At 33.2% G+C, this 23,203-nt stretch carries 24 protein-coding genes; 14 read left to right on the top strand and 10 right to left on the bottom strand.

Annotated elements, in window-relative coordinates; translation table 11 throughout:
- Positions 1-27: 27 nt before the first annotated feature.
- Positions 28-2,181 carry a T9SS type B sorting domain-containing protein gene (locus JMA43_RS09310; protein ID WP_342156225.1) on the bottom strand — a complete coding sequence of 718 codons (2,154 nt, stop codon included), beginning with the start codon at positions 2,179-2,181 and terminating at the stop codon, positions 28-30.
- A gap of 455 nt (positions 2,182-2,636) precedes the next feature.
- Between JMA43_RS09310 and JMA43_RS09305 the strand changes: the two genes are divergently transcribed.
- The gene (locus JMA43_RS09305) at positions 2,637-3,194 is read left to right on the top strand and encodes a phosphoglycerate mutase family protein (RefSeq protein ID WP_342156224.1); all 558 of its coding nucleotides are present in this window, start codon (positions 2,637-2,639) and stop codon (positions 3,192-3,194) included.
- Here JMA43_RS09305 and JMA43_RS09300 read toward each other — a convergent pair.
- Positions 3,184-3,927, bottom strand: a complete 744-nt coding sequence (locus tag JMA43_RS09300; RefSeq protein WP_342156223.1) for a DUF6503 family protein — start codon at positions 3,925-3,927, stop codon at positions 3,184-3,186. The two genes, JMA43_RS09305 and JMA43_RS09300, sit on opposite strands and share 11 nt — an antisense overlap.
- 140 nt (positions 3,928-4,067) lie before the next feature.
- On the opposite strand from JMA43_RS09300, the gene smpB reads away from it, so the two are divergent.
- A complete protein-coding gene (gene smpB / locus JMA43_RS09295) occupies positions 4,068-4,526 on the top strand; it encodes an SsrA-binding protein SmpB (RefSeq protein ID WP_342156386.1) in 459 nt (152 codons plus the stop codon).
- A gap of 14 nt (positions 4,527-4,540) precedes the next feature.
- Here smpB and JMA43_RS09290 read toward each other — a convergent pair whose 3' ends face one another.
- Positions 4,541-5,182, bottom strand: coding sequence for a protein-L-isoaspartate(D-aspartate) O-methyltransferase (locus JMA43_RS09290; protein ID WP_342156222.1), 642 nt, complete (start codon positions 5,180-5,182; stop codon positions 4,541-4,543).
- A 258-nt stretch (positions 5,183-5,440) separates the two neighbouring features.
- On the opposite strand from JMA43_RS09290, the gene JMA43_RS09285 reads away from it, so the two are divergent.
- The 7 genes from JMA43_RS09285 to miaA all read left to right on the top strand — a co-directional run bounded on the left by JMA43_RS09285 (position 5,441) and on the right by miaA (position 12,667).
- Positions 5,441-6,406, top strand: coding sequence for a Gfo/Idh/MocA family protein (locus tag JMA43_RS09285; protein ID WP_342156221.1), 966 nt, complete (start codon positions 5,441-5,443; stop codon positions 6,404-6,406).
- Positions 6,407-6,503: 97 nt separating this feature from the next.
- Positions 6,504-7,394 (top strand): 3-hydroxyacyl-CoA dehydrogenase family protein, encoded by an 891-nt coding sequence (locus tag JMA43_RS09280; RefSeq protein ID WP_342156385.1) that lies wholly within the window; start codon positions 6,504-6,506, stop codon positions 7,392-7,394.
- 96 nt (positions 7,395-7,490) lie between these two features.
- Positions 7,491-8,723, top strand: a complete 1,233-nt coding sequence (locus tag JMA43_RS09275; protein WP_342156219.1) for a DUF1015 domain-containing protein — start codon at positions 7,491-7,493, stop codon at positions 8,721-8,723.
- Between the two features lie 117 nt (positions 8,724-8,840).
- Positions 8,841-9,515: a YggS family pyridoxal phosphate-dependent enzyme gene (locus JMA43_RS09270; RefSeq protein ID WP_342156218.1), complete on the top strand. Its 675-nt coding sequence runs from the start codon at positions 8,841-8,843 to the stop codon at positions 9,513-9,515.
- 23 nt (positions 9,516-9,538) lie between these two features.
- Positions 9,539-10,897: an exonuclease domain-containing protein gene (locus JMA43_RS09265; protein WP_342156216.1), complete on the top strand. Its 1,359-nt coding sequence runs from the start codon at positions 9,539-9,541 to the stop codon at positions 10,895-10,897.
- A 2-nt stretch (positions 10,898-10,899) separates the two neighbouring features.
- Entirely contained in the window at positions 10,900-11,763 is an 864-nt protein-coding gene (locus tag JMA43_RS09260; RefSeq protein WP_342156215.1) for an ion transporter, read from the top strand.
- The gene (miaA, locus tag JMA43_RS09255) at positions 11,717-12,667 is read left to right on the top strand and encodes a tRNA (adenosine(37)-N6)-dimethylallyltransferase MiaA (protein WP_342156214.1); all 951 of its coding nucleotides are present in this window, start codon (positions 11,717-11,719) and stop codon (positions 12,665-12,667) included. The genes JMA43_RS09260 and miaA overlap by 47 nt, the downstream gene beginning before the upstream one ends.
- Here the strand turns inward: miaA and JMA43_RS09250 are convergent, their stop codons facing one another.
- From JMA43_RS09250 to JMA43_RS09240, 3 genes are all read right to left on the bottom strand, one after another.
- Positions 12,668-13,027, bottom strand: coding sequence for a DUF1508 domain-containing protein (locus tag JMA43_RS09250; RefSeq protein WP_342156213.1), 360 nt, complete (start codon positions 13,025-13,027; stop codon positions 12,668-12,670).
- Between the two features lie 144 nt (positions 13,028-13,171).
- Positions 13,172-13,789 carry a flavodoxin gene (locus JMA43_RS09245; RefSeq protein WP_342156212.1) on the bottom strand — a complete coding sequence of 206 codons (618 nt, stop codon included), beginning with the start codon at positions 13,787-13,789 and terminating at the stop codon, positions 13,172-13,174.
- 10 nt (positions 13,790-13,799) lie between these two features.
- The gene (locus JMA43_RS09240) at positions 13,800-14,180 is read right to left on the bottom strand and encodes a nuclear transport factor 2 family protein (protein ID WP_342156211.1); all 381 of its coding nucleotides are present in this window, start codon (positions 14,178-14,180) and stop codon (positions 13,800-13,802) included.
- 366 nt (positions 14,181-14,546) lie between these two features.
- On the opposite strand from JMA43_RS09240, the gene JMA43_RS09235 reads away from it, so the two are divergent.
- Entirely contained in the window at positions 14,547-15,440 is an 894-nt protein-coding gene (locus JMA43_RS09235) for a helix-turn-helix domain-containing protein (RefSeq protein WP_342156210.1), read from the top strand.
- A gap of 174 nt (positions 15,441-15,614) precedes the next feature.
- Here the strand turns inward: JMA43_RS09235 and ychF are convergent, their stop codons facing one another.
- Positions 15,615-16,706, bottom strand: coding sequence for a redox-regulated ATPase YchF (gene ychF, locus JMA43_RS09230; RefSeq protein WP_342156209.1), 1,092 nt, complete (start codon positions 16,704-16,706; stop codon positions 15,615-15,617).
- Between the two features lie 154 nt (positions 16,707-16,860).
- On the opposite strand from ychF, the gene JMA43_RS09225 reads away from it, so the two are divergent.
- The 3 genes from JMA43_RS09225 (at position 16,861) to JMA43_RS09215 (ending at position 19,259) form a co-directional block, all read left to right on the top strand.
- On the top strand, positions 16,861-17,847 hold the full coding sequence (locus JMA43_RS09225; RefSeq protein WP_342156208.1) for a YitT family protein: 987 nt from the start codon (positions 16,861-16,863) through the stop codon (positions 17,845-17,847).
- A 6-nt stretch (positions 17,848-17,853) separates the two neighbouring features.
- Positions 17,854-18,429 (top strand): Crp/Fnr family transcriptional regulator, encoded by a 576-nt coding sequence (locus JMA43_RS09220; protein WP_342156207.1) that lies wholly within the window; start codon positions 17,854-17,856, stop codon positions 18,427-18,429.
- Positions 18,430-18,494: 65 nt separating this feature from the next.
- Positions 18,495-19,259 (top strand): MBL fold metallo-hydrolase, encoded by a 765-nt coding sequence (locus JMA43_RS09215; protein ID WP_342156206.1) that lies wholly within the window; start codon positions 18,495-18,497, stop codon positions 19,257-19,259.
- Between the two features lies 1 nt (position 19,260).
- Here the strand turns inward: JMA43_RS09215 and JMA43_RS09210 are convergent, their stop codons facing one another.
- From JMA43_RS09210 to JMA43_RS09200, 3 genes are read right to left on the bottom strand one after another with little or no spacing between them, the layout of a single operon-like run.
- Positions 19,261-20,208, bottom strand: coding sequence for a TerC family protein (locus JMA43_RS09210; protein ID WP_342156205.1), 948 nt, complete (start codon positions 20,206-20,208; stop codon positions 19,261-19,263).
- A gap of 6 nt (positions 20,209-20,214) precedes the next feature.
- Entirely contained in the window at positions 20,215-20,709 is a 495-nt protein-coding gene (locus JMA43_RS09205; RefSeq protein ID WP_342156204.1) for a hydrolase, read from the bottom strand.
- A 14-nt stretch (positions 20,710-20,723) separates the two neighbouring features.
- Complete coding sequence (locus tag JMA43_RS09200; RefSeq protein ID WP_342156203.1) at positions 20,724-21,488, bottom strand: MBL fold metallo-hydrolase; 765 nt, start codon at positions 21,486-21,488, stop codon at positions 20,724-20,726.
- 186 nt (positions 21,489-21,674) lie between these two features.
- Between JMA43_RS09200 and JMA43_RS09195 the strand changes: the two genes are divergently transcribed.
- Positions 21,675-23,135 (top strand): TonB-dependent receptor, encoded by a 1,461-nt coding sequence (locus tag JMA43_RS09195; protein ID WP_342156202.1) that lies wholly within the window; start codon positions 21,675-21,677, stop codon positions 23,133-23,135.
- The last annotated feature ends 68 nt before the right edge of the window (positions 23,136-23,203 follow it).

Genomic DNA, 23,203 nt, shown 5'->3' with positions numbered 1-23,203 from the left:
TAAACTAATTTGGGGTTAATTTTAGTTTCAGTTCACTAATGTAATACTACCTTTTTTAATATTCTTACCTTTTTTGTTAACAAAATAATAGAAAACAGGCATTTCTATAGTTGTTTGTACTGCTGAATTAGGCCAATTATTTTCGTATTTATTTGTTTTTAAGACAGTTGAACCATACGCATCGCATATTACAACCTCCACCTCTGGGTCGTTAATAAATTTTTGTGGAAGCACCCATTTATCGTTTACAGAATCGTCGTTTGGACTAATTACATTCGGAATTTCCACTACATCATTCGAATTTACTCTTACTGTTTTTTCGATGGTACACGCTCCTATTTTGGCAAATAAAGTGTAAACTCCTTCTTTTGAAATAGAAAATGTAGCACTCGTACTAAGAATATTTCCTTCGGAATCCACCCACTCATAGCTATCGGCACCAGTTGCAGTTGCTTCAACCGTACGATCTTGAACAATGGTAATTTGTTCTCCCGGATAAATAGCAATCAAATCATCGGTGTTTTGCTCTAAAGTTACCGTAGACGAACTTACCACGCATCCTTTAAAACTAACATCTACAGTATAATTTCCTTCCGCAGTAACCGATAACAAATTGTTTGTAGTTGTAGCAACCAAATCATTATTTAAAAACCACTTATACTCGGCTCCTTCAATTTCTGTAACCTGTAAAAGTCCGTTTGGATCTGTACAGCTTATATTTTTTTCAATTGTCAAAGCTACATCTGGAAGTCCTAAAACAACTTCTTGAGTGTTTGATTTATACGTTTTGTCTTTATAAGTAACTTCAAATTGATAGTTTCCGTTATCAGTATAAGTTAATGGAATAGCAATCGTTGAAGTCTTTAAAGGAGTTCCGTCTTTTATCCATTTCATATTAAAATTATGGAAAAAATCATCTTGAATTGTAATTATATCACCATTACTTAAAGTCCCTTTTAAGGAAGTTAACTTCAAAGTAGTTTGTTGAACTTGACACGCATGATACGGTGTTTGTGGTTCTATTTTTGCTGAAAAAGATACAGGCTCGAAGATTTTAAAACTAGGCGATTTGATAGAGCCTTCACACGCATTGCTTGATGAAACTTCAGCGTAATATTCTCCTTGTTCATCTACGGTTATGGTTTCAGTATTGAATCCGCTTTTTAACGGTTGTCCGTTTTTATACCACAGAATTTCTGCCCCTTTATTATTTGTTTTGATAGAAAGTGTTGCAGTATGGTCTCCAATGATAACAGCATTTAAAGGAGAAGTAACTTCAACTACGGTCGATTTGTTTTGTAAAATACTTACTGCTGTTGATGATGTTGTGCAACCACCATCATTTGTAACCTCTACCCTATACGTACCGAAATTTTCTGCTGAATTTTCAAGCTCGATTTTTGGAGCATATACAGGAAAGTCTGTCAGTTTTTCTTCGTCTTTAAACCAAGTGTACACATAGTTTTCATTATCTATTGAAGCCTCCAAAACAATGTTAGAATCCGAACAAGGCTCAATGCTTTTATTCCCCAAAATACTCACATTAAAATCTTCACCTTTGGTAACAATTACCAAATTAGAATAGATGCTTCCAGAGCAATTTCCGTAATAAGGCTCAACATAATACTCCCCAGGTTCGGTAACATTTAAAAAATTATCCGAAGTCAACTTTAAAATGTTTCCATCTTTATACCAAATATACTCTTCTGCTACATCATTATTTAATTGCAATAAAGCTCCAGAGGTTTCGCATAAACTCACATCTTTATAATCATTTAAAACCAAATTTTCGTCTGGAACAAAATATGCATCAAAGGTTGCAGTTGCCTCACTCACCATTGCAGGAGCAGTTGCTCTTAATCTTATTTTATAATTCTCTCCATAAACATTGGTTGGCAGCGAAAATGAAGTCAAAAACTCAAAAGAGTAATTTTGATCGTTAATTGTTTTTAATACTGAAGGAGAATCAAACGATCCGTTTTTATCAGACAACTCTACATAAAATACATTGTTTGCTTGAAAAGGTTTTTCAGTAAATGAAAAATTAGCTTCAAACTTATTAAAAGAAGCACTTAAACACGCATAATCAAAAGCCAAGGTTGGTTTGCTAAGCTTCTGACTGTAGCTGTTGGACACAAATAATAAAGTTGCAATAGCGAAATAAGTAGTAATTTTTTTCATAGGTCTCCGATTTTAAAACATTTGGGTATTTCCTAAAATCTAATTCTTGCAAAATCAATTTCATGTCAATTTTTTGATTTTTGCATATACCAAATGTATTAAATAAAAAATAATAATCGTTTAAAAACATATATTTTCGATGAAATACATAGTTAATTTTAAGTTGAATAAATGTAAATCAATTGTAAAAACGAAGATTAGGCTACTTTAATAGCTGTTTTACAGGTGTTTACTATGTTTTATAAGAAGAAAAATTAAAAATGAATTAAAATAAAATAGTTTGAAAGTAATCTATCACGATACACTGTCACCTCGAGCGTAGTCGAGAGGTCATTTGGTTAAACAGCGATGAATAAGGTTTCGACTACGCTCGACCTGACATTTTAATCTTTGTAAGAAACAATACGGTTATTCAAAAATTAAATTTCAGAAATAAAAAATAATAGTCTGGTCTAATGGAAAGTTATACTTTTGAAGTGAAAAAGAAACCTATTAAAATCATGAAATATATTTTCACCATACTAGTAGCCTGTTTAACATTGTTGAGTTGTAAAACTGAAAACGAAACAGAAAAACCAAATGTTACTACCTTCTATTTCATTCGGCATGCAGAAAAAAATAGAGAAAATCCAGAAGATAAAAACCCTTCGCTTACTGAAAAAGGACAATTAAGAGCTAAAAAATGGAGTGATATTTTTAAGAACATCACATTTGATGCTATCTATTCAACCGATTATAATAGGACAATAGAAACGGCTTCTCCAACGGCTTACAACAATAATTTAGACATTATTAAATACGAACCAGAAAATTTAAATACACTTAAAATATTTAAAGAAGGTTACGAAAACATATTGGTTGTTGGTCATAGCAACACCGTACCAAAGCTTGTTAATAATTTACTGCAAGAAGATGTATACCCAGATATCGACGACCAAAACAACGGGAATCTCTATATTGTTACCTTGGTAAATCAAAAAGTGGTTTCGGTAAATTTACTTACTATAAATTAGCATCATTAACAGTTACATTTTGCAACTCAATTGTAGATAATAACTCAAGTTGATTATTTGTAAACAAGCTGTCTAGCGTTACTAGCTTTGCATCATTACTTTTGGGCTTATAGTTTTTATAATCTACAAAGTCTATCCCTTCAATTGTTCGACGATTGTAAGCTTCTCTAAAACGCATTCCACCTTCGTTTACGTGATATTCGTAGGCTAAGAAATCTATTTTATCAGTTTCAGTATTCACCCAATAAATAAAGACATCTTCAAAATCTTCACCTCCACCATCTTGATTAAACCAAACTTTAATTTTATAGTAGTTTTGATTGTTTATTTCAACTTCGCCTAAAAGTTCTTTGTTTACAGCATCTCCATCTAGGCCGTAAGGTAAATAAGCAAAATAATGCACCGAGTTTACGCTGTTTTTGTATTTATTCACTGTAGTATCGGCTAGTTTTTGTGCCACTCCATCAACCAATCTTGTAAAGTTTGAATTGGTTAACACATCGGTAGTTTCTACACTATCAATAGAAGTTCGCTTGAGTTCGAAAAATCCATTGTTTCTAAAAGAGTCGTATTTCTTTCCTCTAAAAATAAACGAAATATATTTGTTGTTTAAAGTGTTCATTCCAGAGGCTTCAATAGTATCATCTATGATAGATTTCGCTGTTTTTTCAGTAGAACAAGAAAAAATTAAAACCGATATAAAAGTGAGTAAACTAACAGAAAACAATTTCATTTATAAGAATTTTTAAAGATTCGTCGCAAATATATTGTTTTACTAACAAAAGTTGTTCCGTTTTACATCGACTTTTAAATTCTACCAAACCTAAAAAATAGCTATGGATGTTTCAAAGAATGTTAGTATTTTTGTTGCTTATGCAGAATAATGTAAACATAAAGAATAAAAGAGCTCGTTTTGAGTATGAGATTTTAGACAAGTATGTTGCTGGTATTGTTTTATCGGGAACTGAAATAAAATCGATTCGTCAAAGTAGAGCTTCTATTACTGAAAGTTTTTGTGAGTTTAATGAAAAGGGAGAACTTTTTGTAATTAATATGACGGTTGAAGAATACACCCACGCTACACACTTTAATCATCAACCAAAAAGTGCACGTAAATTATTACTCAACAAACGTGAGCTTAAAAAGTGGCACAAAGCCGTAAAAGTTTCTGGAAACACCATCGTTCCTTTACGATTATTCATTAATGATAAAGGACTTGCAAAAATGGAAGTTGCGCTAGCAAAAGGTAAAAAACTTTACGATAAAAGAGAAACTATTAAAGACAGAGATAACAAACGAAACCTCGATAGAGTTAAAAAGGCGTTTAATTAATTTATTTTCTGAAGTTAATTTTTATCCTCCAACAGCGGTACAAATCTGAATTCTCCAAACTCGTGCTTTTCAAATTCTTTAGCCGATTTTCTGGTGAAAAGCGTCATGGTTTGTACAGCATCTCCAACAGGAATTACTAACCTCCCGCCTACTTTTAACTGAGCCATTAAAGGTTTTGGTACAAAAGGCGCGCCCGCAGTAACTATAATTCCGTCAAAAGGCGCTTCAGCAGGTAAACCTTTATACCCATCGCCAAAAATAATTCGCTTTGGTTTGTAGCCCAATTTTGGTAAAAACAAATTGGTTTTTTTGAAGAGCTCCTTTTGCCTTTCTATGGTATAAACTAAAGCTCCAAGCTCTAACAACATTGCTGTTTGATAACCACTACCTGTACCAATTTCTAAAATTTTGCTTCCTCGTTTTAACTTTAATAATTCGGTTTGAAAAGCAACAGTATAGGGCTGAGAAATGGTTTGACTTGCACCAATAGGAAACGCTTTGTCTTGATATGCGTGGTCTTCAAAACTACTATCCATAAACAAATGGCGTGGTATTTTTTTAACAGCATTCAAAACTCTGACGTCAGAAATTCCTTTTTCTTGGAGTGTTTCTGCCAACTTATTTCGCATTCCTTGATGTCTAAAAGTATCTTTCAAGTGTAGGGTTTTAGCGGTACAAAACTATACATTTTTACAAAACTAGATTCCAAAAAATATTCAGAAATCAATATTTGACTGTTTTTGAGTGCTTTATTATTTTAAGAAGTTATCAACAGTAAAACCTCGCCTGTAATCAAATAATATTACGTATTTTAGATTCCTATTCAATTTCAGTTTAAATCATTTTCAAAAAGAATGTATTTAACCTAGAAAGAATATAGCAATAACTGTAATTTTGTATAAAAAACATATCGTATGCTTAAAGCAGGAGTTCTAGGTGCTGGTCATCTTGGAAAAATTCATTTAAGACTTATCAATCAATCTGATAAATATGAGCTCGTTGGATTTTACGATCCAGACGAAAAAAACGCTAAGAAAATAGTTAAAGAATTTGGGTATAAATATTTTGCTTCTATTGAAGATTTAATCGAAGCTGTAGATGTGGTAGACATTGTAACTCCTACCCTTTCGCACTTTGATTGTGCTGTAAAAGCTATCAAAAAAGGAAAGCATGTTTTTCTGGAAAAGCCCATTACTAAAACTGTAGAAGAAGCGCAACAACTTATAAAACTTGCCAAAGAATTTAATGTAAAAGGACAAGTAGGACATGTGGAGCGTTTTAATCCTGCTTTTAATGCGGTAAAAGACAAGGTTGAAAACCCTATGTTTATTGAAACCCATCGTTTGGCAGAGTTTAATCCGCGTGGTACCGACGTTCCTGTGGTGCTCGATTTAATGATTCACGATATCGATATCATTTTAAGCGTAGTTAAATCTTCAGTAAAAAATATCAACGCCAGCGGTGTTTCGGTGATTAGCAAGTCTCCAGACATTGCCAATGCGCGAATTGAATTTGAAAATGGCTGTGTTGCCAATTTAACCGCTAGTAGAATTTCACTTAAAAACATGCGTAAGTCAAGGTTTTTTCAGCGTGATGCTTATATTTCTGTTGATTTTTTAGAAAAGCAAGTTGAAGTTGTAAAAATGAAAGACGCGCCTAAAAAGCCAGATGAGTATGCGTTGGTTTTACAAAATGCTGAAGGTGATAAAAAACAAATTTATTTTGAAAATCCGAAGGTAACACAAAACAACGCTATTTTGGATGAGTTAGAAGCTTTTGCACACGCCATTGAAAACGATACCGAAACTGCGGTAAGTTTAGAACACGGTACCGAAGCGCTCAAAGTTGCGATGGAAATTGTAAAATTGGTTGGTAATTAAAAAAATATTTTACGCTCAGCGGAAAGAGTAAATGTAAAATTCAGGATACTAAAAACTATCAACTTTATCCTTTTCAAACTATAATAAAATGACAGAGATTAAAAATGTTGCCGTTATAGGTGCTGGAACTATGGGAAATGGTATTGCGCATACATTTGCACAAAATGGATACCAAGTTCAATTGATTGATATTGCTGAAGCCTCGCTTTTAAAAGGACTTCAAACTATAAAAAATAATCTTGATAGAATGTTGGCTAAAGAAAAAATTACCGAAGCCGACAAAGAAGCTACGCTTGCCAATATTTCTACTCATACCGACATGAAAAACGGTGTAAAAAATGCCGATTTGGTTGTAGAAGCTGCTACCGAAAACGAAACCTTAAAGCTTAAAATTTTTAAAGATTTAGATGAATTTTGTGCTTCGGAAACCATTTTAGCAACCAACACTTCTTCTATTTCTATCACGAAAATAGCAACGGCGGTAAGCAATCCGTCTCGTGTTATTGGGATGCATTTTATGAATCCTGTTCCGATTATGAAATTGGTTGAAGTAATCAAAGGTTACAACACCAGCGAAGAAGTTTTAACAAGCATCTTTAAACTGTCGGAAGCAATTGGAAAAGTTCCTGTTGAGGTAAACGATTACCCAGGTTTTGTTGCCAATCGTATATTAATGCCCATGATTAACGAAGCTATCGAAACACTTTACAACGGTGTGGCTGGAGTTTACGAAATCGATACGGTGATGAAACTCGGAATGGCTCATCCTATGGGACCACTTCAATTGGCTGATTTTATTGGTCTAGATGTTTGTCTTTCGATTTTAAATGTAATGTACGACGGATTCAAAAATCCGAAATACGCTCCGTGTCCGCTTTTAGTAAACATGGTAATGGCTGGCAAGCTCGGTGTAAAATCGGGAGAAGGTTTTTACGATTATTCCGAAAATAAAAAGGCGGAAGTATTGGCAAAGCAATTTAAAAAGTAAACAAGTTTAGTGTAAACGCACGAGGTATTTTATAAACAAGAAAAGTTTTATTTCGAGGGAAATCTCGATTATCAAGAAATATTGTAGGTATAACGTATGGTAAAAATAATTCCGTTTTCGGCAGTTCGACCAACTAAAGCCAATGTTGGCTTGGTGGTTGCACGTTCGTATGAAGACTACCCGACCGACGAATTGAATACCATACTTTCGTACAATCCGTTTTCGTTTTTGCACATTGTGAATCCTGGGTACAAATTCCATCAAGATATTTCTGGAGAACGTAGGTTTTCGTTGGTAAAAAATAGATATCAAGAATTTTTAGAAGAAGGTATTTTTATCAAAGATGAAACGCCTGCTTTTTACATTTATAAAATTGAAACTCAAAAAGATAGTTTTTGTGGCATTTTTGCCGGTGCAAGTGTTGAAGATTACCGAAATAACAAGATAAAAAAACACGAAGCCACCATCCAACTTCGGGAAGAACTGTTTAAAGAGTATTTAAAAACAGTAGGATTTAATGCCGAACCTGTACTCCTCACCTATCCTGATAATACTGTGATTAACGAAATTATTGAAACGATTACACAACGAATCCCAACCTACGAATTTGCAACAACCGATAAGGCTACACATTTTCTATGGAAGGTAGACGATGCGGTTTCCATTCAAAGTATTCAACAGTTTTTTAATCAATTAGACTGTGTTTACATTGCAGACGGACATCATCGGTCGGCTTCTTCTAATTTACTTGCAGAAGAACTTCAGCAAAAAAATAAAAATCATACAGGAGAAGAATCGTACAACTATTTTATGAGCTATTTTATTCCTGAATCGAATTTGAAAATCTACGAATTCAACAGAATGGTAAAAGATTTGAATGGGCTAAGTAAAGAAGAATTTTTAATTCAGCTAGATGAGTATTTCAGAATAGAAAATCATGGAGCCGATTTGTACAAACCTTCTAAAATTCATCATTTTGGAATGTATCTGGACGGTGAGTTTTATTCCTTATATCTAAGAAAAAATTTCAAATTCACCGATGAGTTGAGTCGCCTAGACACTCATATACTATTTACAACTGTTTTAAAACCTATTTTAGGTATAAATGATTTGAGAAACGACCGCAGAATTGAATATGGATACGGAAAATATAACACAATAAAAATGAAAGATTTAATTGATTGTGGTAAATTTAAAGTCGGATTTAGTTTGTTTCCAGTCAATGTGAATCAATTAAAAGCTATAGCCGATAATAATTTGAAAATGCCTCCTAAAACTACTTATATTGAGCCAAAACTTAAAAGTGGATTAACTATTTATGAGTTTTAGTTCAGTAAAAAAATAAATCGATGTGGTTTTAAACTACATTAAATCCCTCAAAATTATAAATGTTTTTTCGAGATAAGATTCGGAAAATCTCGATTGTCGAGTAAAAAGAAAAAAAGCATGTCAGTTAAAGATAATTTATTAAAAATTAAAGCAGAAATTCCACAAGAAGTAACCTTAGTTGCTGTTTCAAAAACTAAACCCAACGAAGCAATTTTAGAAGCCTACGAAGCTGGTCAGCGTGTTTTTGGAGAGAATAAAATTCAAGAAATGACTGATAAATGGGAAGCACTTCCTAAAGATATTCAATGGCATATGATTGGGCATGTACAGCGTAATAAAGTAAAGTACATGGCGCCTTTTGTAAGTCTAATTCACGGGGTTGACAGCTTGAAATTATTAAAAGAAATAGAAAAACAAGGTAAAAAACACGACCGTGTAATATCTTGTTTGTTACAAATACATATCGCAAAAGAAGATACTAAATTTGGGATGGATGCCGAAGAAGTCACACAACTATTGGCTTCTGATGAGTTTTCGCAAATGCAACATGTTAAGGTAGAAGGACTCATGGGAATGGCTACTTTTACTGAAGATAAAAATCAAATTGAAGAAGAGTTTAAAAGTTTAGCTATCTTGTTTGACAATTTGAAAAACGAATTTACTGCTACTCAAAACTTAGATTTAAAAACACTTTCTATGGGGATGAGTGGCGATTACCAAATTGCTATGAAAGCAGGAAGCACGATGGTTAGAATTGGAAGTAGTATTTTTGGCGCAAGAAATTATAATTAAAATATTAAACGACCTATTTACGAATGTACGCAATACTCGATATAGAAACTACTGGAGGCAAATACAATGAAGAAGGAATTACCGAGATTGCCATTTATAAATTTGACGGCCACAAAGTTGTAGACCAATTTATAAGTCTTGTAAACCCTGAAAAAGACATCCAGCCTTTTGTTGTAAAACTCACAGGAATTAACAACGAGATGCTAAAAAGCGCTCCAAAGTTTTACGAGGTTGCCAAGCGAATTGTAGAAATTACCGAAGACGCTACACTGGTGGCACATAATGCCCAATTTGATTACCGAATTTTACAAACCGAATTTAAGCGTTTGGGTTACGATTTTCAACGGAAATCGCTTTGCACCGTTGAATTAGCCAAAGAGCTCATTCCAAATCAACCTTCGTATAGTTTAGGAAAGTTAGTACGTTCGTTGGGAATACCTGTAAGCGATAGACATCGTGCTAGCGGAGATGCACAAGCTACAGTGAAACTCTTTAAAATGTTACTTGAAAAAGACGCTGAGAAAAACATTGTACAAAGCAACATTAGAGCCGAAAATATTGGGCAACTCAACCCAAAACTTATGGATATTGTAGAGCAACTTCCTACCTCGATTGGGGTGTTTTACATGCACGATTCTGATGGCGAAATTATCTACATTGCAAAGAGTAATAATATAAAAAAGAGAGTTAATCAGGTTTTTGCTTCAGCTTCAAAAAAGAATAAGCAATTACAAAAAGATGTAAAAGCTGTAACTTATGAAGAAACTGGAAACGAACTTATTGCATTACTTAAGGAACATTCAGCAGTAAAAAATAAGCGTCCTAAATACAACGTAAAAAACAAAAAATTATTTACGCATGCGCTTTACGTTAAAGAAGATAAAGAAGCGTATTTAACTTTAAAGATTGGAAAATCTGACAATCGTAAAAAGAGAATTACTACTTTTTCCAACTACCAGCAAGCCTACAATACGTTGCATAAAATTGATGAAGAATTTATGCTTTGCAACAAGTTAAACGGACTTTCGGATGCTAAGAAAAATTGCTACAATTATACCGTCGAAAAGTGTAACGGAGCTTGTATCCAAAAAGAAGATACTAAAACTTACAATAAGCGCGTAAAGCAAGCAATGTATAAATACGGCTTTGAAAACCGTAGTTTTATTATTACTGATAAAGGTAGAGAAATACACGAGCGTAGCGTAGTTTTAATTCAAGATGGAAAATTTAAAGGGATTGGTTTTTATGAGCTCAATCATCAAATTACCAATATGGAGATTTTAGAATCTTTCATTACACCAATGGAAAATACTGCCGATGCTACTCATATTATTCAATCGTATATGCGTAAGAAAAAGAATTTGAAAATTACAACTTTATAAAATTGAAAACACAAACTAAAAAATCTTCCGATTGGAAACATCAACTTCATGAAATTATTTATGAAGCAGATACGCCTGCAGGAAAATGGTTTGACATTTTGCTTTTCATCATCATCATCATAAGCATCATTTTGGTAATGCTCGAAAGTGTAAAAACTATCGACGATAAATACCACACTATTTTACTAACGGCCGAATGGATTATAACTGTTTTTTTTACTATCGAATACATCGCTCGTGTAATTTCAATTAAAAAACCTTCAAAATACATTTTTAGTTTCTACGGAATTGTTGACTTACTCTCCACTATTCCACTCTATTTATCGTTCTTTTTTGCGGGCTCACAAGTGTTTTTGGCGGTTCGTGCATTGCGTTTGTTGCGTGTTTTCAGAATATTAAAATTAGTCCGTTTTATGGGCGAAGCTTCTCAGTTGAAAGAAGCGATTAAGTCGAGTAGAGCAAAAATTGCTGTTTTTATATACACTGTCCTTATTTTATCGGTAATTATGGGAACTGTGATGTATTTAATTGAAGGCGCCGAGGCTGGTTTTACAAGCATTCCTAGAAGTATTTATTGGACTATTGTTACACTTACCACCGTTGGTTATGGCGATATTGCTCCTGTAACTCCTGCCGGACAAATTATTGCCACAATTATTATGATTTTGGGTTACGGAATTATTGCAGTTCCTACGGGAATTGTAACGGTAGAATTTGCCAAACAAGGCGGAAGCGACACAAACAACGCCGACTATTCAGCAGAAATACACACCAACACTCAAGTTTGCCGACATTGTAATGCCGACAATCATAAAGACAATGCAACGTTTTGCTATAACTGCGGAAACCATTTACATGAACACTAAATACCTCATTACAGTTGTTGGTCCTACAGCCATCGGAAAAACCGCTTTGGCAATTAATTTGGCGCAACATTTTTCTACGGAAATAATTTCTTCGGATTCTAGACAGTTTTTTAAAGAAACTTGTATTGGTACTGCCGTGCCTGAACCTGAGGAATTAGAAGCTGTTAAGCACCATTTCATTCAACATAAAAGTATTTTTGAAGCCTATTCGGTTGGCGATTTTGAAAAGGAAGCACTTACCCTTTTAGATGAATTGTTTAAAACCCACGATGTTGTTATTATGGCTGGCGGAAGCGGACTCTACAACAATGCTGTTATTGAAGGCTTAGACGATTTCCCTACAGTTGATGCTTCCGTACGAGAAGAACTTAATCAACAACTAGAACAACAAGGAATTGAGGGTTTACAAGAAAAATTAAAATCCTTAGACCCGCAACATTACCAACATATAGATATTCAAAATCCGCATCGAATTATTAGAGCTTTAGAAATTTGTATCGGAACAGGAAAGCCGTATTCTTCTTTTTTAAATAAGAAAAAAAATAAACGTCCCTTTCAAACAATTAAAGTTGGTTTGACTGCCGATAGAGAAATTATTTACAACCGAATTGATATGCGTGTTGACATCATGATGAAAAACGGTTTACTCGAAGAAGCAAAAAGTGTATATCCGCATAAAAGCTTAAATGCACTACAAACAGTAGGCTATCGAGAGCTTTTTGAATATTTTGACGGAAATTTTAGTTTGGATTTTGCTGTTTCTGAAATTAAAAAGAACACGCGCCGATTTGCAAAAAGACAACTTACGTGGCTCCGAAAAGACGAGTCTATTTTATGGTTTGATTATCAAGCTAAGTTTGAAGATATTCTTTCTGAGGTTGTAAGAAATATAAAGTGGATTTAATCAATCGTTAAAAATTTCTTCTGCTGAAAAAACTTCAACAGGGTCAGAAAAGTCAAGAAATTCGGCTTCTGGAACAAAACGTAAAATTTCGTCAATCCCCTTTTCCAACATTAACGGAGTTGAATACTTTCGGCTAGTTGCCAAAACTAAACCTCCTTTCGATAAACGAAAAAAATGCTTTCCCGAAGGCGTACTTTTTTTAGTAAACGTAAAAAACTCAATGTTTTCTCGAATACCTTTTATCATCACTTCACAGTCTGATTTTCTTTTGCAACTAATACTTGTAAAAATGGTTTTCCCTTTTCTATTTGTAAATACAAACTTATAAGCTCCACTTTGTCTTTTACTAATTACAAACATGCGTTATGGTTAATTTTCTTTTTCGTTACGCACAAATCTAACATAAAATAATAAAATATTGGGTTTGGATTTTTCGTGTAATCTTTTACGTAAGATTTAATTTTAAAGAGAAAATACAACTAAGGTTCTTGATTAATCTTTAATTTAAAACCCTATTTTCTGTAGCCAAGCATCTAACAAATTGCTCACTTCTGTTGCTTTTTTTCCTTTCATAACAAACAAAATACCTTCACGTTCATGACCTCCTTTTACAGAAAAAGCATCAGTGACAATCGCGTTTTGACAATATTTATTTAGTTGAGAAATACTACTACCTAAGCCATACCCAGCGTTTGTATTAAAAGGTACAACCGTTTTTCCTTCCCAATTGTTTTGAGATAGAAAAGTTTTTATAGGTGGCGGTAATTGCATTCCCCAAGTCGGGAAACCCACAAAAATTGCATCGTATTCAGAAATATCAATTGTAGCTGACAATGGTGGTAAAATATTGTGGTCGTTTTGAAACTTTACTTCATCTACGTTTTTTTGATAATTACTAGCGTATGGTTTTTCAGGTTTTACTTCAAACACATCACCATCAATTTTTTCAGTAATCATATTAGCAACGGCTTCTGTATTGTTGCTTCGCGTTAAGTAAACAACCAAAACGTTCTTTTTCATGGTAACTTCTTCATTTGTTTTCAACTCTTTATGGTTTTGAGAATTTACCGTTGTAAAACAACCAACCATTAAGAGTAAAAATATTCGTGTATATACGTTCATCTTTTAAAAGTTAAAATGTGGTAGCCACCGATTTTAAAATTATCCATTTTTCGTTTCTCTTTTCTAAAGTCATTTTTTGCTGTAAACGCCAAGTGTTTCTGCTTCCCCAAATGCGAGCATCAACAAGGTTTTTAACCACTACCTCTGCTCTATTATTTTCAATAGTAATTGAATGGGCAATTTCTTCAGCTGAGTAATACTTCATGCTTTCCTTTTCAACTTCCAAAAACCATTCTTCTTTTGGTTGTACGTAGCCGGTAATATGCGTAAGTGTATAATCTTCATCAAGAATATTATTCATTGTATTTGTATCTTTTTCAATCATTAAAGTGGCCAATTTTCTAACCACAGTCATTATTTCAACTTTTTCTTGTTTACTGTCCTCATTCATGGAATCACTATGTTTAGTTTGTGCGTTTGTTGTTAAAAATATCAGCATACTTAAATTCAGAAAAAAATATTTCATATTAAAGTCTAAAATTATCAGTACAAATTTGAATGAATTTAAATTCAATCTTGGTATACATATTACGGTAGTTACTACCATTTTTACAGATTTAGCAGGTTACGGAGTACTAAGTCTCGATATCGAATAAATTGAAAACTAGTCTTGTATATAAATTACTGTTTTTATTACCATTATTACTGAAGGTATTTTTTTGTATCTTCTGAATAAATACTTTTGTTAAAAATTGATTTGTATTTCAACACATATAGCTAAGTGTCAAAACTTTCAATTCCTGAAAAATAAGAAGAAATGGAAAATATTATTCACGTTAAAAGTGTTTCTGAATATACAGAATTAAGAGGCGCAGAAGTACTTCATCCTTTGGTAAACGTTCTGGATTATGAGAAATTAAGATTTCTAGAACCTGCATCTTACAACTTTGGCTTTTACTGTGTTTTCTTAAAAGAAACCAAGTGTGGCGATTTAAAATACGGGAAAGAAACCTACGATTACCAAGAGGAAAGTTTAGTTTTTGTTGCTCCTGGGCAGGTTTTAACAGTGCAGAAATACAATACAGATGTAAAACCGAAGGGAAAAGTTTTAATTTTTCATCCAGATTTTGTTCGAGGAACCACTTTAGGAAATATTATAAACGATTATTCTTTCTTTTCGTATGCTGTGAATGAAGCGCTCCATCTTTCTAAAAAAGAGGTAACAATGGTTTTAGACATGTTTAATATCATTGAAAACGAATTAAAGCAAAACATCGATAAACACAGTAAAACACTGGTGATTTCTCATTTACAATTATTACTAAATTATTGCACGCGCTTTTACGACCGGCAATTTATAACTCGAGAACATGCAAACAAAGGAATTTTAGAACGTTTCGAAAGTGTTTTAAATAGTTATTTTACAGATAATAAAACCGAAAAAGGATTGCCCTCTGTGTCTTTTATTGCTGAAGAATTAAATCTTTCGGCTAATTATTTTGGAGATTTGATAAGAAAAGAAATGGGAATTTCGGCTCAAGAATACATTCAAAATAAAGTGATTTCTATTGCTAAAGAACGAATTTTTGATGTCGAGAAATCTATCAGTCAAGTAGCATACGAATTGGGTTTTAAATACCCACAGCACTTCAACCGATTGTTTAAAAAGAAAGTTGGCATTACACCTTTAGAATATAGAAATTTAAACTAGCAAAGTTTAAATTTTAAAAAACTCCATAAAAAAAAGCTGTTTAAAAGGTTTTTCGTTTGGCTGAGCAAACTCAGCAATTCAATATCCTTAAAAAAATATTGAATTCTTTCTGAATACAATCAGAAACTAACGTACAAAAACTTTCTAAACAGCTTTGCTTATTATATTATAAAACTAAACGTTAAAACGGAAATGCATTACATCACCATCTTTTACGATGTACTCTTTCCCTTCTACGCGCATTTTACCAGCTTCTTTTACTTTGTTCTCGCTACCGTAAGAAACATAATCGTCGTAACCAATTACTTCAGCACGAATAAATCCTTTTTCAAAATCGGTATGGATAACTCCCGCAGCTTGTGGTGCAGTCGCTCCAACAGGAATAGTCCACGCTCTTACTTCTTTTACTCCAGCTGTAAAATATGTTTGTAAATCGAGTAATTTGTAGGCTGCACGAATTAATTTTGAAGCTCCAGGCTCTTCCAATCCTATATCTTCTAAAAACATTTGACGCTCTTCAAAATCTTCTAACTCTGCAATATCAGCTTCAACTCCAACTGCCAAAACAATAATCTCGGCGTTTTCGTCTTTTACAGCTTCTTTTACTTTTTCAACTAAAGCATTTCCATCTTTTGCTGCAGCTTCATCAACATTACACACATATAAAATTGGTTTCGCTGTAAGTAATTGAAAGCTTTTCATAAACTCAGCTTCGTCTTCTGTAACATCAACAGCACGTGCAGAAATTCCACTTTCCAAAGCAGTTTTAAAACGTAACAACAAGGCTTCTTCAGCTTTAGCATCTTTATCGCCTGTTTTTGCAGCTCTTTTTACCTTTTCTAAACGCTTGTCTACCGTTTCTAAGTCTTTTAACTGCAATTCGATATCGATAGTTTCTTTATCGCGAATTGGGTTTACACTTCCATCAACATGCACAATATTATCGTTTTCAAAACAACGAAGTACATGTATAATTGCATTACACTCTCTAATATTTCCTAAGAATTGGTTTCCTAATCCTTCACCTTTACTCGCTCCTTTTACCAATCCAGCAATATCCACAATCTCCACAGTAGCAGGCATTACACGCTCTGGATCTACCAACGATTCTAGCTTTTGTAATCTAGTATCTGGTACGTTTACAACACCCAAGTTTGGCTCGATTGTACAAAATGGAAAGTTTGCACTTTGTGCTTTCGCATTGGATAAACAATTAAATAAAGTTGATTTTCCTACATTAGGTAACCCTACAATTCCTGCTTTCATGCAATATATTTTGAAAATTTTGTGCAAATATAACGATACAAATTTACTTTTTGGCTGTTTATCAAAATGTTGTTTTTATTAGTGAAGTTATGATGTGCTTTTATGAAAAATCAAATTCTAAAATCCCTATCTTTAGCTAAAAATTGAAAATTGAATGAATTTATTTTTTAGAAAAATTGTTGTCGATCGCGTTCGAAAAAAATATAAAAAATCAGGAAAAACACACGATGCTTCTGAGCAGAGTTTCAAAAAGCAAGTAAACGATTTACAAGTAGAAATATCACACGAAATTCAAGATATTATTTACTTGCTAATCGGTGTTTTATCGGCTTCATTTGGACTCAAAGGTTTTTTATTACCTAGTTCGTTTATCGACGGTGGAGTTACGGGTATTTCATTAATTGTGCAAGAACTCACCGAAATTCCGTTATCATTTTTAATTTTCTTACTCAATATGCCGTTTGTAATTTTGGCATATGTTGCAATAAGCAAACGCTTTGCAATCAATAGTGCTATCGGGATTTTTCTTTTGGCAATTGCGGTACATTTTATTCCATTTCCTACCATTACCGACGACAAAATATTAATCGCTGCATTTGGTGGTTTTTTCCTCGGACTCGGAATCGGGATGGCTATTCGTGGTGGAGCTATTATCGACGGAACTGAAGTTCTAGCAATCTACATCAGCAGAAAATCGAGTTTAACCGTTGGGAATGTTATCATGATTTTTAATGTTTTTATCTTCATGACGGCTGCTTATATCTTTTCTACGGAAATTGCCTTGTATGCAATCCTTACCTATTTTTCAGCCTCAAAAACAGTCGATTTTGTAATTGATGGTATTGAAGAATTTATTGGCGTAACTATTATTTCTGATAAGTGTGATGAAATTAGAAAAACCATTATCCATAAAATGGGACGCGGATGTACAATTTATAATGGAAAACGCGGATTCTCGCCAGATAATTCACCTTTAAAAGGTATCGATATTGTGTATACTGTAATTACACGTTTGGAAATGTCGACTTTAAAAACTGAAATCGATAAAATTGACAAAGGCGCCTTTATCATTATGAATTCTGTAAAAGACACCAAAGGCGGAATGATTAAGAAAAAACCGCTGACCAAGATTAAATCGTAAGTTGCTTTGAAAGATTTAAAAGAAATATCAGCATTTTTTGAAACCGAATATCCTTTAAACAAAGAAGGATTAAAAGAGTTATTAAGTCTATTTAAAGTGAAAAAATATCCAAAAGGGAGTATCCTTCTTCAGTTTGGAAATGAAGAAAAAGAAATTAGATTTTTAAACTCAGGAATAATAAGAGAATATTATGTTTCCTCTGACAAGGAGACTAATATCAACTTTTATACTAAACCACAATTTATTTCCGATTTAACATCATTTATTAATAATACACCAACTAAAAAGAATCAAGAAACTTTAACTGATGCATCAATACTTTATGTTTCAAAATTGTCTTTTATGGAGCTTCTTGACAAATATAAGTGTGGTAAATCATTTATTGACCAATCTTTTCAGCAAATCCTCAAACAAAAGGAACTTTTAGAATACAATCGGCTTACAAAATCTCCAGAAGAACTTTATCAAGAATTATTAATTTATAAGCCCAATTGGCTACAAAAAATACCGCAGTATCATATAGCTTCATATTTAAATATTACTCCCGAAACTCTAAGTAGAATTAGAAAACGTATTTCTTGATTTGAATCAATGAAATATTATTGTTTCAGTTTTAAATTTGTTAAAACATTACAAATCAAAAACTAATGACAAAAATTCATCATCTCCGAAACGCCACTATGGTTATTGAAACAAATAATGAAGTGCTTTTGGTTGACCCAATGCTAGGTAAAAAAGGTACTTTACCAACATTTACATATTTCAAACATAAGGCGCAAAAAAATCCAATTACTGAACTTCCTGAAAACAGCTATGAAATTTTAGAAAAAGTTACACATTGTTTAATTACTCATAAACATCCAGACCATTTAGATAAAAAAGGTGAAGAATTTCTTATTAAAAAAAATATACCTGTAACATGTAGTTATAAAGATGAAAAAGAATTTAAAAAGCGTGGATTAAACATAGTAAACAGTATATTTTACAACGACAGAGTACCATTTTTAGGTGGTGAAATTGAAGGTATTTCAGCAAGACATGGTTACGGTTTTATAGCAAAACCAATGGGGAATGTAATGGGATTTTATATAAAACTCAACAACAACGATTCTATTTATTTAAGTGCTGATACTATTTATACTGATGCTGTACATCAAGTTTTAACAACCTACAATCCAACTTTAAGTATAGTTGCTGGAGGAAGTGCTCAATTAGATTTTTTTAAACCTTTACTTATGACAGTTGATGATATTAAAACATTTGTAAAAAATGCTCCACAGAAAGTTCTAATTAATCATTTAGAAGCAGTAAATCATTGTCCAACTACTCGTAAAGAATTAAACACAATTTTTTCTAATGATATAAACAAAACTGTTTTTATCCCAAATGATGGAGATGTTGTAACTATTTAAATCAACTTACTTGTTTCTTTTCTTTATACAACGAAAACCAAATTCCTGCGCCAAGCGAAGCTCCTATTACAGAAAGCGACAACCACTCTGGCATTTCGATATGATGCGATAAAATCATTTTAATCCCTACGAAAGTTAAAATTACAACCAAACTGTATTTTAAATATCCGAAGCGTTCTAACATATTAGCCAAAAAGAAATACATAGAACGTAGCCCTAAAATAGCCATGATATTGGAACTAAAAACCAAAAACGGATCGGAAGTAATTGCTAAAATTGCAGGAATACTATCCAACGCAAAAAGAATATCGGTAAACTCTATAATGATAAGCGCAATAAACAACGGTGTTGCCACGAGCATATGTTTCTTACGGATAAAAAAGTGCTCACTATTTAATTCGGTCGTTACAGGAATTATTTTTCGAATTGTTTTATACACAAAAGAGCTCCTCGGGTCGTAATGTTCATCGTCTTTTTCAAGCGCCAATTTAATAGCTGTGTATATTAAAAACACGCCGAAGACATAAATAATCCAATCGAATTTTTTAATTAAAAATACGCCAAATAAAATCATGAGTGCTCTAAAAACGATAGCACCGATAATTCCCCAAAACAGTACGCGATGCTGAAAAATTTTAGGGATTTTAAACGAAGTGAAAATAACGGCAATCACAAATATGTTATCGATACTTAGCGATAATTCAATTAAATATCCTGTTACATATTTCATCAACGCCTTTGTAGGCGTAAGATTATCTACGTTATCTACCCAACCGTGTTTAAAAATAAAAAATACCACTAGCGAAAACAACAATGCTGTACTCACCCAAATGGCGGTCCACATACTGGCTTCTTTGTTGGTAATTTCGTGCGGATTTTTATTAAAAACTCCTAAGTCGAGGGCCAAAAACACCACGATCAACGCGATAAACGATATCCAAACTATCATATTTAATTAACTTCTAGTATACAACAAATGATCTAACAGTGTGAAATCGACACTTAAATCTTCTTTTAATTCGTATTTTATAAATAATTCTCCCCAATATTTTCCGTCAGAAAAATCAGCAATAATCCATTTATGATTTAATACTTTTATTTTATTAATTTTCATTGGAGCTCCCGACATTCCATCATAAGGAACCATTGGATTGTTTCCCTTTTGCTCATTGGTTTCCAACAATTTATCAGCAATATATCTCGAAGGATTTTCAAGCCTTAAATCATCGTAATACGCAAGCGCATCGTCATTATTTTCCAACGAAAAATATTGTAAATCTAACTTATCTAAAGATAAGCTTTTAATAGAATCTTCCAAGGCCTCATTTCTTGCTCTTAAATTTTCCATCTTAACGCTTTGTGTCTCAAAATATTTCTTGGCACTTACGTATTGATAGATGATAAATAACCCTGCAAAAAGGAAAAGGTACATGAAAAGTTTTTGTTTCATCGGTATGTCTTGTTTTATATTTCTAAAATTAAATTATCGTAAGCTATAAACACATTTGGTGGCAAGCTTGCTTGTGCTTCTTCATGAAATCCCATCATCGGACTTATGTGCGTTAAATACGCTTTTTCTGGCTGTACTTCATTAATAAACGCCAAGGCTTCTTCTATATTAAAATGCGAATGGTGTTTTTCTTTCCGAAGCGCATTTACCACCAATACCTTTACTCCTTTTAGTTTTGCAACCTCTTCGGAGTCGATACTTTTAATATCTGTTAGGTAGGCAAATGTATCAAATCTATATCCAAAAACTTGCAATCGGTTATGAAAAGCATTTATAGGAATTACGTTTAAATTTCCTAAAGGGATTTCGATGTTGTTTTCAACTATATTTTCTTTTACGGCTGGAGCGCCTGGATATCGATCTTTGGTAGTGAAAATATAATCGAATTTTATCCGAAGTGAATTTAATACACGTTCGTGTGCATAAATAGGAATGTCTCCTTGACGGAAAAAAAACGGTCGGATATCATCCAAGCCCATAATATGGTCGGCGTGCTCGTGTGTAAATAAAATTCCGTCTATTTTCTTCACATCGTGCGCTAGCATTTGTTGCCTAAAATCTGGGCCACAATCAATAACATAACAATACGAATCCCAATTGATCATCACCGAAACGCGTAAGCGCTTATCTTTTGGGTTTGTACTTTTAGAAACGGGGTCGTCGCTTCCTATAATCGGAATTCCCTGCGATGTTCCAGTACCTAGGAATGTAATTTTCAAAACACTAATTTTTTATCAAATTTATCATTTATATTCTGAATAGCTTCATGAAACTTTTTAACTTTGCGGAAGAATAACCTTTAGGAGAACTATTAGGTATTCAGAATGAATAACTTTTGTTTCAGAAAAAATAGAGACAATACACTCGAAAAAATCGAGTTTCAATAGTAAGTAAAAAAAACCACAATGACATTAGTTTTAAAAGGGGATAAAAACTTTGAAAATGTTCCATCCTTAAAAGCCAAAGCGTTACGAATTAATCTCAACGAAGATATCTACGGAACCTTTGCTGAAATTGGAGCTGGGCAAGAAACAGTACGACATTTTTTTAGAGCTGGAGGTGCATCTGGAACCATTGCTAAGGCCATGAGTGCTTACGATAAGAGTTTTAGTGATGCTATTTACGGAGTTGAAGATGACGGAAGATACGTAACCGAAGCTCGCCTTAAAAAAATGCTTTCGCACGAAATGCGCCTTATGGAAGAGCGTATCCCTAGAAGCGAAAATCCAAACAAAATATTTTTCTCTTACGCCAATACCGTTGCAACAATAGATTTTGCTAAAAAATTTAAAGGACACGGTTGGCTTGGAATCCGTTTTCAATTAGATCCAAATGAGGATTATAACGAGATTATTCTTCACATTCGATTTAAACAAACCGAAGCACGCTTACAACAAGAAACTCTTGGAATTGTTGGTGTTAATTTAATTTACGGTGCTTTTTACAAACACCATAAACCTAAAAAGTTATTAAAATATCTATACGACCATATCGATAACGACACTATCGAAATCGATACCATTAACTTTTCTGGACCTCGTTTTGAAGAAGTTGACAACCGTTTGATGAGTTTACAACTCGTTAAAAACGGAATGACCGATGCGGTTATGTTTGGTCCTGACGGAAACAATATTTTACCAGCGGCTGTTTTATACAAGAAAAACATTTTGGCACTTCGTGGTAGTTTCCGCCCTGTTACTATGGTGAATATGGACATGTACAAAAAATCGTACGACATATTTATTAGGGAAAATAAAGTTGATATAGACAACACAGTTGTTGTTTTTGAAATTACACTTTCCAACTTACGTGCAGAGGGTGAAATTGACGAAGAAGACTTCATGGATAGAGCTCGTTTATTGTGCTCTCTAGGGCAAACAGTAATGATCTCCAACTTCCAAGAATACTACAAATTGGTTGAGTATTTCTCTGAATACACCAAAGAGCGTATGGCGTTAACTATGGGTGTAAACAATTTAGTTGATATTTTTGATGAGAAATATTATAGACATTTAAGTGGAGGTATTTTAGAAGCTTTTGGAAAACTTTTCTACAAAGATTTAAAGGTGTATCTATACCCAATGATCGATCAAGAAACTGGATTAACAACTACCAGCAACAACTTAAAAGTACATCCACGTATGAAGGAACTTTACAAGTTCTTTAAATACAACGGAAAAGTTGTTGATATTTTTGATTACGACGACTCCATTCTTGATATCTTTTCTCGTGAAGTATTAAAGCAAATTGCCAATGGCGAAGAAGGATGGGAGAAAATGCTTCCTAAAGGGATTGCAGAGCTCATCAAAGAAAAAGGCTTGTTTGACTACAACAAAAAGAAACAAATAGAAGAAAAACAGAAATAGTTTACACTTCAAATAATTATAAACAAAAAGCGAACTGAATTATCAGTTCGCTTTTTGTTTATACATAA

Source organism: Joostella sp. CR20, from assembly GCF_038433465.1.
Taxonomy (GTDB): domain Bacteria; phylum Bacteroidota; class Bacteroidia; order Flavobacteriales; family Flavobacteriaceae; genus Galbibacter.
Note: the sequence above shows the minus strand (reverse complement) of the source record. Positions and strands in the feature narration are given on the sequence as shown.

Excerpts from the sequence above, each read along its gene's own strand:
- JMA43_RS09310 (WP_342156225.1), bottom strand. The coding sequence starts at position 2,181 with ATGAAAAAAATTACTACTTATTTCGCTATTGCAACTTTATTATTTGTG.
- JMA43_RS09305 (WP_342156224.1), top strand. The coding sequence starts at position 2,637 with ATGGAAAGTTATACTTTTGAAGTGAAAAAGAAACCTATTAAAATCATG.
- JMA43_RS09300 (WP_342156223.1), bottom strand. The coding sequence starts at position 3,927 with ATGAAATTGTTTTCTGTTAGTTTACTCACTTTTATATCGGTTTTAATT.
- smpB (WP_342156386.1), top strand. The coding sequence starts at position 4,068 with ATGCAGAATAATGTAAACATAAAGAATAAAAGAGCTCGTTTTGAGTAT.
- JMA43_RS09285 (WP_342156221.1), top strand. The coding sequence starts at position 5,441 with ATGCTTAAAGCAGGAGTTCTAGGTGCTGGTCATCTTGGAAAAATTCAT.
- JMA43_RS09275 (WP_342156219.1), top strand. The coding sequence starts at position 7,491 with ATGGTAAAAATAATTCCGTTTTCGGCAGTTCGACCAACTAAAGCCAAT.
- JMA43_RS09270 (WP_342156218.1), top strand. The coding sequence starts at position 8,841 with ATGTCAGTTAAAGATAATTTATTAAAAATTAAAGCAGAAATTCCACAA.
- JMA43_RS09265 (WP_342156216.1), top strand. The coding sequence starts at position 9,539 with ATGTACGCAATACTCGATATAGAAACTACTGGAGGCAAATACAATGAA.
- miaA (WP_342156214.1), top strand. The coding sequence starts at position 11,717 with ATGCAACGTTTTGCTATAACTGCGGAAACCATTTACATGAACACTAAA.
- JMA43_RS09250 (WP_342156213.1), bottom strand. The coding sequence starts at position 13,027 with ATGTTTGTAATTAGTAAAAGACAAAGTGGAGCTTATAAGTTTGTATTT.
- JMA43_RS09245 (WP_342156212.1), bottom strand. The coding sequence starts at position 13,789 with ATGAACGTATATACACGAATATTTTTACTCTTAATGGTTGGTTGTTTT.
- JMA43_RS09240 (WP_342156211.1), bottom strand. The coding sequence starts at position 14,180 with ATGAATGAGGACAGTAAACAAGAAAAAGTTGAAATAATGACTGTGGTT.
- JMA43_RS09235 (WP_342156210.1), top strand. The coding sequence starts at position 14,547 with ATGGAAAATATTATTCACGTTAAAAGTGTTTCTGAATATACAGAATTA.
- ychF (WP_342156209.1), bottom strand. The coding sequence starts at position 16,706 with ATGAAAGCAGGAATTGTAGGGTTACCTAATGTAGGAAAATCAACTTTA.
- JMA43_RS09225 (WP_342156208.1), top strand. The coding sequence starts at position 16,861 with ATGAATTTATTTTTTAGAAAAATTGTTGTCGATCGCGTTCGAAAAAAA.
- JMA43_RS09215 (WP_342156206.1), top strand. The coding sequence starts at position 18,495 with ATGACAAAAATTCATCATCTCCGAAACGCCACTATGGTTATTGAAACA.
- JMA43_RS09210 (WP_342156205.1), bottom strand. The coding sequence starts at position 20,208 with ATGATAGTTTGGATATCGTTTATCGCGTTGATCGTGGTGTTTTTGGCC.
- JMA43_RS09205 (WP_342156204.1), bottom strand. The coding sequence starts at position 20,709 with ATGAAACAAAAACTTTTCATGTACCTTTTCCTTTTTGCAGGGTTATTT.
- JMA43_RS09195 (WP_342156202.1), top strand. The coding sequence starts at position 21,675 with ATGACATTAGTTTTAAAAGGGGATAAAAACTTTGAAAATGTTCCATCC.